The organism is Idiomarina sp. PL1-037, from assembly GCF_034422975.1.
In the GTDB taxonomy this organism is placed as follows: Bacteria; Pseudomonadota; Gammaproteobacteria; order Enterobacterales; family Alteromonadaceae; genus Idiomarina.
In genome coordinates this window covers 1,871,306-1,884,759 of the sequence record NZ_CP139873.1, presented here as the reverse complement: position 1 = coordinate 1,884,759, position 13,454 = coordinate 1,871,306, and the positions used below count along the sequence as shown (strand labels likewise).

Annotated in this window: 10 protein-coding genes; 4 read left to right on the top strand and 6 right to left on the bottom strand. The window is 47.8% G+C overall.

Annotation, left to right across the window (positions count from 1 at the left end):
- Position 1 precedes the first annotated feature (1 nt).
- Both U0358_RS08755 and U0358_RS08750 read right to left on the bottom strand, forming a co-directional pair.
- The gene (locus U0358_RS08755) at positions 2-760 is read right to left on the bottom strand and encodes a hypothetical protein (RefSeq protein WP_322406038.1); all 759 of its coding nucleotides are present in this window, start codon (positions 758-760) and stop codon (positions 2-4) included.
- 28 nt (positions 761-788) lie between these two features.
- A complete protein-coding gene (locus U0358_RS08750) occupies positions 789-1,472 on the bottom strand; it encodes a sensor histidine kinase (RefSeq protein ID WP_322406037.1) in 684 nt (227 codons plus the stop codon).
- Positions 1,473-1,609: 137 nt separating this feature from the next.
- Between U0358_RS08750 and cysB the strand changes: the two genes are divergently transcribed.
- The gene (cysB, locus tag U0358_RS08745) at positions 1,610-2,584 is read left to right on the top strand and encodes an HTH-type transcriptional regulator CysB (RefSeq protein ID WP_317498617.1); all 975 of its coding nucleotides are present in this window, start codon (positions 1,610-1,612) and stop codon (positions 2,582-2,584) included.
- 23 nt (positions 2,585-2,607) lie between these two features.
- Here the strand turns inward: cysB and U0358_RS08740 are convergent, their stop codons facing one another.
- The 3 genes from U0358_RS08740 to pabB form a co-directional block, all read right to left on the bottom strand.
- Entirely contained in the window at positions 2,608-3,981 is a 1,374-nt protein-coding gene (locus U0358_RS08740) for an L-serine ammonia-lyase (protein WP_322406036.1), read from the bottom strand.
- A gap of 96 nt (positions 3,982-4,077) precedes the next feature.
- Complete coding sequence (locus U0358_RS08735; protein ID WP_317498601.1) at positions 4,078-4,692, bottom strand: CoA pyrophosphatase; 615 nt, start codon at positions 4,690-4,692, stop codon at positions 4,078-4,080.
- Positions 4,689-6,071, bottom strand: a complete 1,383-nt coding sequence (gene pabB, locus U0358_RS08730) for an aminodeoxychorismate synthase component I (protein WP_322406035.1) — start codon at positions 6,069-6,071, stop codon at positions 4,689-4,691. The genes U0358_RS08735 and pabB overlap by 4 nt, the downstream gene beginning before the upstream one ends.
- A 137-nt stretch (positions 6,072-6,208) precedes the next feature.
- Between pabB and U0358_RS08725 the strand changes: the two genes are divergently transcribed.
- Together U0358_RS08725 and rmuC are read left to right on the top strand one after the other, a co-directional pair.
- Positions 6,209-7,732 (top strand): fumarate hydratase, encoded by a 1,524-nt coding sequence (locus tag U0358_RS08725; RefSeq protein ID WP_322406034.1) that lies wholly within the window; start codon positions 6,209-6,211, stop codon positions 7,730-7,732.
- On the top strand, positions 7,732-9,075 hold the full coding sequence (gene rmuC / locus U0358_RS08720) for a DNA recombination protein RmuC (RefSeq protein WP_322407470.1): 1,344 nt from the start codon (positions 7,732-7,734) through the stop codon (positions 9,073-9,075). The genes U0358_RS08725 and rmuC overlap by 1 nt, the downstream gene beginning before the upstream one ends.
- Positions 9,076-9,100: 25 nt before the next feature.
- Here the strand turns inward: rmuC and cysZ are convergent, their stop codons facing one another.
- On the bottom strand, positions 9,101-9,841 hold the full coding sequence (cysZ, locus tag U0358_RS08715; protein ID WP_322406033.1) for a sulfate transporter CysZ: 741 nt from the start codon (positions 9,839-9,841) through the stop codon (positions 9,101-9,103).
- 145 nt (positions 9,842-9,986) lie between these two features.
- Here cysZ and smc point away from each other — a divergent pair, with 145 nt between their 5' ends.
- Complete coding sequence (gene smc / locus U0358_RS08710) at positions 9,987-13,445, top strand: chromosome segregation protein SMC (RefSeq protein WP_322406032.1); 3,459 nt, start codon at positions 9,987-9,989, stop codon at positions 13,443-13,445.
- Positions 13,446-13,454 lie beyond the last annotated feature (9 nt).

The window sequence follows — 13,454 nt, the reverse complement described above, 5'->3', positions numbered from 1 at the left end:
TCTACCATTTTCTCTTAGGTTGGAACAGTTCTTCTAAATCGTCTTCTTTTTTGTGTTTTTCTTTATCACGCGTATGAGCATCTTTTAGCTCTTGTGCAATTTTTTCCAGTGCTTTTTTAATGGATTGCTGGCGCGACGTAGTGTAGTCGTCACTAAAGCTCTGGTCTTCTATCGTGCGTAATGCTTTTTCATAATACTGTCTGGCGGAGCCTAACATCTGGCTTTCGTAAGCATGACGTCCGCGACGTATTAAGGTCTCAATATTAATTTTCAGTTGCAACTTGGTCAAACGTTGATCTTCGACACTAAAAACATTGCTGTCGACCCGGCCGCGGGAATGTTCGTTTCGTAAAGTAGAACGTAAACGCTTGAGCCCGTTGATCATTGCTATGATTTGCTTGTTATTTTCCGGGATCTCAAAGTCTTCACTGATTAACGAAGTGTCATTACGGTCAACACTTTGTATACGCTCTTCGTAGCTCTGTATTCGAGCCTTATAGTCTTTTGAAGGCGAGACAGCATTCATACTCTTAAGTATTTCTAACGCACGGCTATTAAGAACCACCAGCATGGATTTACCAATAGGGAAGAAGCTCGCCATATGAATGAGATCTTCAATCTGTTCAAGCGAACTGCGGAAACGCGCCATCTTTTTGCGACGCTCTAATTCTAAACGCTGTCTGTTCTGTTGTACCGCACCGACTATAATTGCCATTATTATTAGTAATATAATCAATGCGATGACAATGGTGTAAATCATATTACGCTCGTTAAGTTATAATTATTTTTCAGGGTAATGTTAAAGAGAAAACACCACCACCTAAGTGTCCATTATTTTTTAGCTCGATAAAACCTTTTTTATTATTTCGCTCGTGGGCACTTGCTATCATCTGGGCAAAATATAGACCTAACCCTGTCCGGGATTGTTGAATATTTAAGTGTTGTATCGGCATCGCGGCGTTTTCCAGCATTCTAGCAGGAAAACCATCGCCGTTATCGTGAACCATAATACGACATCCACCGTTTTCGGTTATCTCTACTTTTATAAAGAGCTTATCGGCTGTGTAGCGCATTGCATTAATGATGATGTCATTAAGTAGATGAAAGATCAGCTCTCTGTCGAAACAGCCTGTTGCTGTTTCATCAATGTCGGTACTGACAGTAATGTTACGCTGTTCAAGATAGAGCTCATTGTTTAGCAAAAGCTCTTCGACGAGTTCGTCGACGTGGTGCCAGTCGCTATTGAGTGGTAAGGCGTTATTATCGTTGCGATAAAGCGTGAGCATTTGCATTAAACTTGAATTGATACGCTGAGCCTCGTAATGGACTTTCGCCATTTTTTCTGTTGCACTGCTGTCGGTGACCTGTTCTGATACTTCTTCTATCATCTGAATGAGTAAGCACAGTGAATTTTTCATGTCGTGCACGGAAGACGCCAGGACGGTTGAAAAATCAAATGCGGGTTGGGTCATAGATGATAGTTCCTGTGGTCCAAATAGAAGCTCAGACAAAATACTGTTGCGATAGCTTTTATATTTGTCATAGTTATCAAGATTATTATAGTATTTTCTTATATCACATTTAGCAAACTAGAGTGGCACGTTCCTCAATGAAATTACAGCAGTTACGTTACATTGTTGAAGTAACAAATCATAACCTGAATGTTTCTGCTACGGCTGAAAGCTTATTCACCTCGCAGCCGGGCATTAGTAAACAAGTCAGAATGCTGGAAGACGAGCTGGGCGTGCAGATATTTGGCCGGACAGGCAAGCACCTGACTCACATAACGCCAGCGGGTAAAGACATCATAGCGGTCGCTCAGCAGGTTCTGGATAACGTTCAGTCAATTAAGACGGTTGCTGCTGAACACACCTTGCCAAACCAGGGTAAACTCAACATTGCGACGACCCATACTCAGGCTCGCTATGCCTTGCCGTCCGTTATTCAGCGATTTATTCAACAATATCCAAAAGTTTCACTGCATATGCATCAGGGGTCCCCTGAGCAAATTAGTGAGGCGGCGGCGAAAGGGCGGGCAGATTTTGCCATTGCGACCGAGGCGCTGCATTTATATCACGACCTTATTATGTTGCCCTGTTATCACTGGAACCGGTCTATTGTTGTGCCTAAATCACATCCGCTTACGCAACTGAGTAAGCTATCTATTGATGATATTGCTCAGTTTCCTTTGGTCACTTATGTGCATGGTTTCACTGGTCGTTCCGAGTTGGATAGAGCCTTTGCCGATGCCGGACATGAGCCTAAAATTGTTTTTACAGCAACCGATGCTGATGTAATAAAAACCTACGTCAGAATGGGGTTGGGCATTGGGGTTCTGGCTAGCATGGCTTACGACCCAAAAGAAGATACCGATTTAGTGGCGATACCTGCAGAGCATCTTTTTACGCACAGTACGACTAAGATTGGTTTCCGCCGAGGGACTTTTTTACGTACTTATATGTACGACTTTATTGAGAACTTCGCCCCACACTTAACGCGCGATAGGGTACAAAAAGCTACTCAGCTAAAAAGTCAGGATGAGATTGATAAACTCTTTGATAGCTGCTCACTGCCGATGCGCTAAGCACCGGCAGTAGCGTCAAACACTTAACATTCAATAATATTGACTGCCAAACCGCCGCGAGCGGTTTCTTTGTATTTGGTTTTCATATCGTTGCCGGTGTCCCACATGGTTTTAATCACTTTATCCAGAGACACTTTGTGGTCGCCTTCGCCTCGCATGGCCAGGCGGGCGGCATTAATAGCTTTAACCGAGCCCATGGCGTTTCGTTCAATACACGGTACTTGTACTAAGCCGCCCACAGGGTCGCAGGTTAAGCCCAAGTTGTGTTCCATACCAATCTCTGCCGCATTTTCGACCCTGCACGGGTCACCGCCCATAAATTCGGCCAGAGCACCTGCAGCCATTGAACAGGCAACACCCACTTCACCCTGACAACCGACTTCAGCACCCGAAATTGAAGCATTTTTCTTATAAAGAATACCAATGGCAGCGGAGGTCAGCAGAAAGCGAACCACTGAGTCTTCGTCCAGCGTTTCTATGAATCTGTCAGCGTAACTCATAACTGCGGGTATAATACCAGCTGCGCCATTGGTAGGAGCGGTGACGATACGACCCCCAGCGGCATTTTCTTCGTTAACCGCTAAAGCGTATAAATCTACCCAGTCCATGACTTGCATGGCATCGCTCGACTTTTCTTTTTTCAGGCGCTGATATAAAGCCGATGCCCTGCGACGAACTTTAAGTCCACCCGGCAGTATACCTTCGGTGGTAATGCCGTTTTTGATGCTTTCCTGCATGGTGCGCCAAATTTTCATTAATCCAGCCCGAATATCCTCTTCACTGCGGAAGACTTTTTCGTTAGCCATCATTAATGAACTCATGCGCATACCGTGCTCTTTACAATGCGCCAGAAGGTCTGCAGCACTGTCAAACGGATATGGAATCGGTTTAGACGACTGTTCTATCGCTTCTTCCAGCGTTTCGTCGAAATCTTCATCGCGCACAATGAAGCCACCGCCGATGGAGTAATAAAGGTCGTTATAGATGATTTCGCCGTCTTTCAACAGTTTCAATTCCATAGCGTTGGCGTGTTTGGGCATGGTTTTGCGGCGGTGAAAAGTAATGGCGCCTTCGCTGGGGAAGGAAACCTCATTCTCTCCAAGCAAATTCAGCTTTTCAGTCTTACGAGTTTGCTCCAGAAAATCTTCCACGCTGTCAGTGTCTACTGTTTCGGGAGTCTCCCCGACCAGCCCAAGAATAACGGCTTTGCCGGTACCATGACCTTTACCCGTTTGGCCAAGTGAACCGAACAATTCGACTTTTATTCCATCCGCGTTATTTAAATGCCCTGATTTTTTTGCGGCATGCAAAAATTCATAGGCTGCTTTCATCGGCCCCACAGTATGAGAACTGGAAGGACCAATACCAATTTTATAGATATCAAAAACGCTGATCATATTTATCCTTACCTGTCGCGCATGCGTACTCTGTTTATTATAGTATTGTCGCACGACTCATGTGGGGGGAAGCAAGTTTTGAGCAAAAATAAGTGGTCAGTTCAGTGGTCTGAAGTGATTTTTTCCGTCGGGCTGCAGTTGTTCTGATAACTCACGTAAAATACCGGCGGTTGCGCCCCAGATATTCCGGTGCTGCCAGGGGATGAAATACACGCGGTCATAGATAAACTTACGAATACGATAAACGTAGTGGTTCCCATGATCGAGAATATCAGCCAGCGGTACTTCAAAAATTTCAGCAACTTCACTTTCCTCGGCAACCAGCGGCTGTTGTGGTGAGACAAAAGCCACGTAAGGTCGGATCATAAAATAAGACAGCACTGGGTAGTCGTGTAAGCGTCCAATAACCTCCACCTGACTGCGGGGCAGGCCAATTTCTTCTTCAGTTTCTCGTAGAGCCGTGTCCAGTAAATCGCTATCGGTTTCGTCAAAGCGACCTCCCGGGAAACTGATTTGACCCGCATGCTTACGCAATTTGCTGGAGCGCCGTGTGAGTATAAGCGACAACCCATGCGGACGCTCAATAATAGGAATTAACACTGCTGCCGGGCGCAAACGTTTACGCAGTGGCTCATCAATTCTACGTTCCGCCGGTAGGGATGGGTGCATGCTGAAGCGACGCATAAAGTCAGCGCGACTGTTTATGGTCATGAGGTTAACACCGGCAGTATGCGTGACACTTTATCTTTAGTTTCCTGATACTCCTCTGCTGCCGTTGAGTCCGCGACCAGACCGCCGCCAGCCCAACAGTGTAATTGACCGTCTTCGGCGAGCAGCGTACGAATGGTAATACTGGTGTCACTGCGACCGTGCTGAGAAAAGTAGCCCATACTGCCGCAGTAAATATTACGACGATTCGGTTCCAGCTCTTCAATAATTTGCATAGCCCGAATTTTCGGCGCGCCGGTAATAGAACCACCCGGGAAGGCGCCGTTAAACAGACTTAACGCGGTGCGACCCGGCTGTAATTTACCGACTACTGTAGAAACCAGGTGATGCACCGCCGGAAAGCTCTCTATGGTAAACAAGCTTGGGGTTTTGATGCTACCCGGCTCACAGTTTTTACTGAGATCATTACGCAGTAAATCCACAATCATCAGGTTTTCTGCCCGGTCCTTTTCTGAGCTTAACAGAGTCTGCTGGCTGGCTTGATCTTTGTGCGTATCGTCAAATCGCGGACGTGTACCTTTAATGGGTTTTGTTTCTACTTGCCCCTTAGCGTCGGTTAGCAAAAAGCGTTCCGGCGACAGGCTCAGAATAGCGCTGCCGGGAAGACGCATAAAGGCAGAAAACGGTGCTGAATTAGCGTGTCGTAATTTAAGGTAAGCGGACCATTCACTGCCCTGATAACTGGCTGAATACCGTTGCGCTAAATTAATTTGGTAGGTATCTCCAGCCAGTAGGTAGTTTTGTACCGCGTTAAATTTACCGATGTACTGCTGCTCGCTCATATTGCTTTGCCAGTCGCTTAGCAATTGAAAAGTGTCAGGCTTTTTTGTTGCTACTTGTTGCTCCCAGAACGCGCGAAGCTCGTCTGACCGTCCTACTGGCGCAACTAACCAGACCGTGTCGCTCTGCCGGTCGATAATCAGTGCTTGGCTGTAATAAGCCAGTATTGCATCGGGTGACTGATAGGTATCTGCATTGAATTCAGGGATGACTTCCAGTGAGCGGCCATGGTCATAGCCAACAGCGCCGGCAAAGCCGCCCTGAAAAGGCAGTTCAGCAGGCCCCGAATAACGACCTGATAACTGATTCAATTGCTCGGCATAACGGCAAAGTTCAGCTGCCGAATCGGGCAAGGGAGGAAGTTTTGACGGGTTATCTGCCGATACTTTCAGGTTTCCTGCCTTGCAGCTTAAAACCAACTCTGGCTGCCGGAAGATAATATCGTAGGCACAGTTCTCATGACTTTGCGCGGCAGAGTCCAGTAACAGTGCGTAGCTTTCATGCTGACAGCGCTGAAATAACTCAATAGCTGAGGCCTGGCAATTAAGTTCTATCGCACAGAGATCCGGGAAAACACTCACATCATGCTCGCAATTCAGGCTGGTTATTCATTATCAACATACTACCACAGCAAATATTCGCCGGTCAGTGGCTCTGGTCAGTTGTTAGCGAAAACGCTATTATAGCGCCACGCAAAAGTTAACCAAGAGGCAGTTCCATGACCACCATTCGTCAGGCCGATTTTATTGACAGTATTGCCGATTCATTGCAGTACATTTCCTATTATCACCCACTGGACTTTATTAAAGCACTGGACGAGGCATATCAGCGTGAAGAGAGCGAAGCGGCGAAAAATGCCATCGCTCAGGTGCTGACTAACTCGCGTATGTCGGCACAAGGGCACCGTCCAATTTGTCAGGACACCGGTATTGTCACCTGTTTTGTGAAAGTGGGCATGGGTGTGCAGTGGGATAAAACTGATCTGACGGTTCAGCAAATGGTGGATGAAGGTACTCGCCGCGCTTATAACAACCCGGACAACCCACTGCGTGCATCGATTGTGGCAGACCCGGCGGGCGCCCGAAAGAATACCGGCGATAACACGCCGGCTGTTGTGCATATTGATATGGTACCGGGTAATGAAGTTGAAGTGATGATCGCTGCAAAAGGTGGTGGTTCTGAGAATAAATCGAAAATGGCGATGCTGAACCCCAGTGACTCTATTGCGGACTGGATTGTAGAAACCTTGCCGAAGATGGGCGCTGGTTGGTGCCCGCCTGGTATGCTGGGTATAGGTATTGGTGGTACGGCTGAAAAATCAGCGGTACTGGCAAAGGAGTCGTTGATGGAATCTGTCGATATCCATGAGCTTCTTGAGCGAGGCCCGCAAAATGCCGAAGAAGAGCTGCGTTTAGAAATTTTTAACCGCGTTAACGCATTAGGTATTGGCGCGCAGGGTTTAGGTGGTTTAACAACGGTGCTGGATGTGAAAATTAAATCACTGCCAACCCACGCGGCCTCTAAGCCGGTGACTTTAATTCCGAACTGCGCGGCCACCCGTCACGTACACTTTACGTTAGACGGCAACGGCGCGGCAGATTTAACTCCGCCGAAATTGGAAGACTGGCCGGATGTGACTTTTGAGCTGGGTGATGATGCTCGTCGCGTGAACCTGGATGAAGTGACCAAAGAAGACATTCAGGACTGGAAAATGGGCGAAACCGTGCTCTTGTCCGGCAAGTTGTTGACTGGGCGTGATGCGGCGCACAAACGTATTAAAGGTATGCTGGATAACGGTGAAGAGCTTCCGGTTGATTTTAATAACCGCTTTATTTACTACGTTGGTCCGGTTGACCCGGTCGGTGACGAAGTAGTGGGGCCGGCTGGCCCGACAACCTCTACGCGTATGGATAAGTTCACGGACCAGATGCTGGAAGAAGCCGGTATTATTGGCATGGTCGGTAAAGCAGAGCGTGGCCCCGAAGCCGTGGAAAGTATTCGTAAGCACAAAGCCGTTTACCTGATGGCCGTTGGCGGCGCTGCTTACCTGGTAGCAAAAGCCATTAAAAAGTCCCGTGTGGTGGCTTTTGAAGACTTGGGTATGGAAGCTATTTACGAATTTGAAGTGGAAGACATGCCGGTGACTGTGGCTGTGGATAGCGATGGTCAAAATGCGCATACGCAGGGGCCTGCTATTTGGAAAGCAAAAATTGCTGACCTCAATGAAAAACTAGGAGCTTAATTATGTCGCTGGCACTGTGGCAATGGATGGCAATAATAGGCGTGCCGGTTGTGACTGTAGTTGCGGCGTTGTTGTTGCTTTGGCAACAGCAACGCCGTTTGCGTTTACAGGCGGAGCAACAAAATTCGGCACTGGAGCAAGACGCGGACATTCTTCGTGAGCGCGTCGATGAACTTCAGCTCGAAGTCTATGAAAAAGACAGCCGCTTGCGTGAAACTCTGGCCAGAGCTGAACATGAGCAGAAAACCGCAGAAGAAAAGCTGAATTTACTGAAGGTTAGCGAAGAACGTCTGACCCAGCAGTTTGAAAATTTAGCCAACCGTATTTTTGATGAGAAGTCCAAAGGGTTGCAGCAGCATCACCAGCAGTCGTTACAGGCAACGTTAGAGCCGTTCAAACAGCAAATTGATGCGTTTAAAAAGCAAATTACTCAGCAGTATACCGATGAGACCAAAGAGCGCTCGGCACTTAAAAATGAAGTGATGTCGCTTAAGGATTTGAATCGTCAAATGGCGTCTGAGGCCGAAGCCTTAACCCGTGCATTAAAAGGCGACACTAAGCAACAAGGTAACTGGGGCGAAGTGGTACTGGAGCGTATTCTGGAGCAGTCTGGCCTGCGTGAAGGGCATGAGTATCAGACCCAGGCGCATCACCGCGACGAAGAAGGTAAGTCATTTAAGCCGGATGTGATTGTGCACTTGCCGAATAAAAAAGACGTGGTTATTGACTCGAAAGTCAGTTTGTCGGCCTATGAGCGGTATTTTAATTCTGACGACGACGCAGAACGTGAACGAGCGTTAAACGAGCACGTTCAGTCGCTGAAGCAACACATAAAACAGTTGGGTAAAAAGAGCTACCATCAGTTGGAAGGGCTGCGCACGCTGGATTATGTGTTGATGTTTATTCCGATTGAACCGGCGTTCTTGCTGGCAGTTGACAGAGACCCGGAGCTTATCCGGCTGGCGCTGGATAACCAGATTATGCTGGTAAGCCCGACTAACCTACTGGTTGCTCTGCGTACGGTGCATAACATCTGGCAGTATGAGTATCAGAATCAGAACGCTGAAAAAATAGCGACCGATGCTGCACGTTTGTACGACAAGTTTGTGGGCTTTGTGGAAGACTTAGAGAAAATAGGTAATGGCCTGCAGACTCTGGATAACCGTTATCAGGAAGCGATGAAAAAACTGAGTACGGGGCGCGGTAATCTCATCGGGCGGGTCGATAAATTCCGTCAAATGGGTGTGCAAACTAATAAACGGTTAAACCCGGATTACCTTGATTCCGAAGAAACCTCTCCGGAAGGTATTAAATCCGATGGTGCAGATAAGAAAAACGACTGAGCCAAAGCTCAGTCGTTTGTTTTTATCAACCTAATGCGCTGCGACGATAATGATCAACCCACAGTGAGGTTGCTCCACAAACCGCCAGCGGCATAATAATCAGGTTAATCAGCGGTATCATGGTCAGTACGGTGACCCCGAATCCAAAGCCCAGCGTTTTACTGCGTTGTCGGTGTAATTCAGAACGCATACGCGGAAACGACAGCTTATGATTGTCGAACGGGTAATCTAAGTATTGTATCGACATCATCCAGCAGACAAAGACATACCAAAGTACCTGTCCAATAACCGGAATAACCAGCGACAACAGAAAGAAACCGAGCGCCCGCGGAATGTAGTACATAAGTTTTTGCATTTCGCGTTTTAGCGTACGCGGAATATCTTTAAACAGACCCAGGAAACCCTCGTCGCCTAAGGTCTCGCCACTTTCATAGCGTTCTACTTTTTCTGCCAGAAGCCCGTTAAAAGGGGCTGCAATTAAATGCATGATGGTACTAAAAATAAACGAGAAGAGCGCAATAATGGTAATAACCGCCAATGGCCATAAAATAAACTCGAGCCACTGAAAGAAGTCGGGCAACCAGGCCATAAAGCGGTTCAGCCAGTAGTCCACCTCAGCATACAGCCAACTGAAAGCAAGCGAGAACAGGATAAGGTTGGTCAGAATAGGCACCACGACATAGCGGCGCAAACCTTTGGTTCGAATAAGCTCTAAACCGCGTCCTATATAAGCTAATCCAGAATTACTGTAGGCTGCTTTTTGCATGAAAACTCCAGAGGTTTTAATTTGCTTAGTATAATAAGGCAATACAATGGCACTGTGCGGGCTAAATTGTTACAAATGGCTACCGGATCTGCTAGAGTCTTGTGATAATAAACCGTCGTATTAAATTGATAATAAAAACAACTGAATGCGCCTAAAACACATCAAATTAGTTGGCTTTAAATCCTTTGTTGATCCAACGAAAGTTCCTTTTCCTGACCAAATGACCTGTGTCGTCGGTCCGAATGGCTGTGGCAAATCCAATGTGATTGATGCTGTGCGCTGGGTGCTGGGTGAAAGTTCAGCAAAAAACTTGCGTGGCGATGCCATGAGTGACGTAATTTTTAATGGCTCGAATGCCCGTAAACCGGTTTCTCAGGCCAGTGTTGAACTGGTTTTTGATAACAGTTCTGGGCGCATTCAGGGCGAGTATGCTGCGTTTAATGAAATTTCGGTTAAGCGGCTGGTGACCCGTGACGGCCAGTCGAACTATTTTTTGAACGGCAGCCGTTGCCGCCGCCGCGATATTACCGATTTATTTCTGGGAACCGGGCTGGGTCCGCGCAGTTACGCGATTATTGAGCAGGGCATGATTTCCCGGCTGATTGAATCGCGCCCGCAGGAACTGCGCGTGTTTATTGAAGAAGCCGCAGGCATTTCAAAGTACAAAGAGCGCCGCAAAGAAACCGAAAACCGGATGTTGCATACGCGCGAGAACCTGGAGCGCCTGAGCGATGTTCGTGAGGAGCTCGGTCAACAGCTGGAGAAGCTGGAGCGTCAGGCTGCGGCTGCCATTCGTTATAAAGAACTGAAAGCCAGTGAGCGGAAATTTAAAGGCGAATTGCAGGCCCTGCGCTGGCTGAAACTGGATAATCAGCGACAGCAGTTGCAGGCGCAATACGCTGAACAGCAAACAGAGCTTGAACGCTGGCAGGCACAGCAAAGTGGTGATGAACGGGGTGCTATTGAACTGAAAGAGCAGGCTGAAGAGGCGCGTGACAGCGTAGAGCAGTCGCAGGAGCACATGTTTTCAGTGGGTAATGAAATTACCCGTATTGAGCAAACTCTGAAACATCAGCAAGAGCTAAAAGAGCAGCGCAGCCAGCGACAGCAGCAGTTGAACGAAGAAATAAGCCAGCTAGATGAGCAACTGGCGGGTGATCGGCTGCAAAGAGAACAACTGGAAGAACAGCAACTGATGCTGGAACCTCAGCTGGAGCAAGTTGAGGAACAGCTGGAAAGCGTGGCTGAACAATCTCGGCAAGCCAATGAGCAATGGCGCCAGTGGCAGCAACAACAACGACAGCAGCAACAGCAGCAACGCGATGTCGAAAAACAGCAACAGCAGGCCCAACTTAAGCTGCAGGAGCTGAAACAGAGCCAACAGTACGCGCTGCAACAAGTGGAGCAATTTCACAGCCAGCAACAAGAGTTGCAGCAACAGGAACAAACATTATCTGTTGACGAGAACGAACAGGCTCTGGTCGAACTAAAACGTCAGCTGGAGCAGGAAGAAACTCGGTATCAGAACAGTAAGCAGCAACTGCAGACTCTGCAGCAAGCGTTTAAAGATCAGCAGCAACAACACCGACAGAATCAACAACAACAAGACAAAGCTCAGGCTCAGTTAACCGCCATTGAGCAACTGCTGGAAGGGAAACAAAATAACGACAGCCGCAGCGAAAAATGGTTACAGGAAAACTATCCAGACAGTTTGAAGGTAAGGGAATTACTTCAGGCTGAAAGTGGCTGGGAAATGGCGGTTGAACAGCTGGCTTACGACTGGCTGGATGCCGTGGTTCTGGAACAAGCGCCGGAAGAACTGGAAGCGGTTTCCGGGGTGAAGCTGGTGTGGCCTGTGAGTGGGCAAGAACCTGAAAGCTGGTCTCTGGCCAGTAAAGTTAAAGGTCCGCTACGTTATTGGGCGCCGTTGCAGCAGTGTCTGGCGATTGAGAAGGATAGTAACGCGGAGCAGCAATTGCAACAAAGCAACGCCAGTTTTGCGGTATCGAAAGCCGGCAACTGGTATTGGCAGGACGGTTTTATCGCGGCTCGAGTTGACGAGGATAACAGTGTTCTTCACCTGCAGACACAGCGCCAAAACTTACTAGAACAACTGCAGGTGCTGGCTTCCAGGTTGTCTGCAAGTGAAGCGCAGCTGGAGCAAACTCAGACGCAGGTTGAGCAGGCGCAAGAGCAGCTAGAGCAGGTTCAGCATCAAGTCCAGCAGATTCGTAACGAGCAAGGTAAAGTTGAAGAGCGGCTGCAGTGGAACTTACAGCAGGCCGAGCAAATACAGCAGCAGTTAAAGAGCCTGCAAGATAAGCAGCAAGAGCAACGATTGCATGCGGAAGATGCTGCTGAGCAGCAACAGCAGGTTGAAATGCAGTTGGAAGAGTTTGAACTGTTAATGGAGCAAACGGAGCAGGTTGATGAAGACTACGGTGAGCAACTGGAGTCTCAAGTTCGTGCCGAAGATGAGCAGTTACAGCAATTGCGCAGCCAACAGCAGCAGATGACGCTGCAACAGCAGAATTTACAGGCTCAGGCCGCACAGTTGCAGAAATTACTGCAACGCAGTGAACAACGCTACCAGCAACTTTTGCAGGAACGAAGTGAGCAGCAGACTGCAGACACGGATGAAAATGAAAGTGCACTCGATGAACAGTTAACCGAGCTGTTGGATAAGCGTGGTGAAGTTGCGGAACAGTTGCAGGAGCAACGCCAGCAATTGTCGCGGTTAGAGCACGACTTGCAGCAAATAACTCAGGGACAATCTGCAATTCAGGCCAAAATAGGGCAGGCCAAAGAGGCAATGCAGAGCACTGAAATTGAGCAGGTAAAATTGCAGGAACGCAGTCAGGCTGTACTGGAAACTTTGGCTGAAACAGGCCTTACATTGAAAAGTATACTGGAAGAGCTGTCCTCCGACGCTGACGAGAAGCAATGGCAGCAAGACCTGGAGTCAATACAAAATAAAATAAAACGCTTAGGCGCTATTAACCTGGCGGCAATTGATGAAGCCGAAGCGCAAAGAGAACGTAAACAGTACCTCGACCAGCAGGTGGATGATCTATCATCGGCGTTAGACACTTTAGAAGCGGCGATTCGTAAGATTGATAAGGAAACGCGACATCGGTTTAAAACCACTTTTGACGCGATAAACCATGATTTACAAATTCTGTTTCCGAAAGTTTTTGGTGGTGGCAGCGCCACTCTTGAACTTACCGATGATGACTTGCTGGAAACTGGGGTTACTATTATGGCAAGACCGCCGGGGAAGAAAAACAGTACAATTCATTTGCTTAGCGGTGGAGAAAAGGCACTGACCGCATTATCATTGGTATTCGCGATATTTCGCTTGAACCCGGCACCTTTTTGCCTGTTAGATGAGGTTGATGCGCCATTAGATGATGCCAACGTAGGACGGTTCTGCCGTTTGGTGAGTGAAATGTCCGAATCGGTGCAATTTATTTATATCAGCCACAATAAAGTGGCCATGGAAATGGCTACCCACCTGGCAGGGGTTACAATGCAGGAAGCGGGCGTTTCGAGATTGGTGGCGGTTGATGTTGAACAGGCTGTGGCGATGACAGACGCCGGATAACAAAATAAG

What these genes read in the sequence shown, in the direction of transcription:
- U0358_RS08755 (WP_322406038.1), bottom strand. Translation starts at nt 760, where the DNA reads ATGATTTACACCATTGTCATCGCATTGATTATATTACTAATAATAATG.
- U0358_RS08740 (WP_322406036.1), bottom strand. Translation starts at nt 3,981, where the DNA reads ATGATCAGCGTTTTTGATATCTATAAAATTGGTATTGGTCCTTCCAGT.
- U0358_RS08750 (WP_322406037.1), bottom strand. Translation starts at nt 1,472, where the DNA reads ATGACCCAACCCGCATTTGATTTTTCAACCGTCCTGGCGTCTTCCGTG.
- smc (WP_322406032.1), top strand. Translation starts at nt 9,987, where the DNA reads ATGCGCCTAAAACACATCAAATTAGTTGGCTTTAAATCCTTTGTTGAT.
- U0358_RS08725 (WP_322406034.1), top strand. Translation starts at nt 6,209, where the DNA reads ATGACCACCATTCGTCAGGCCGATTTTATTGACAGTATTGCCGATTCA.
- U0358_RS08735 (WP_317498601.1), bottom strand. Translation starts at nt 4,692, where the DNA reads ATGACCATAAACAGTCGCGCTGACTTTATGCGTCGCTTCAGCATGCAC.
- cysZ (WP_322406033.1), bottom strand. Translation starts at nt 9,841, where the DNA reads ATGCAAAAAGCAGCCTACAGTAATTCTGGATTAGCTTATATAGGACGC.
- cysB (WP_317498617.1), top strand. Translation starts at nt 1,610, where the DNA reads ATGAAATTACAGCAGTTACGTTACATTGTTGAAGTAACAAATCATAAC.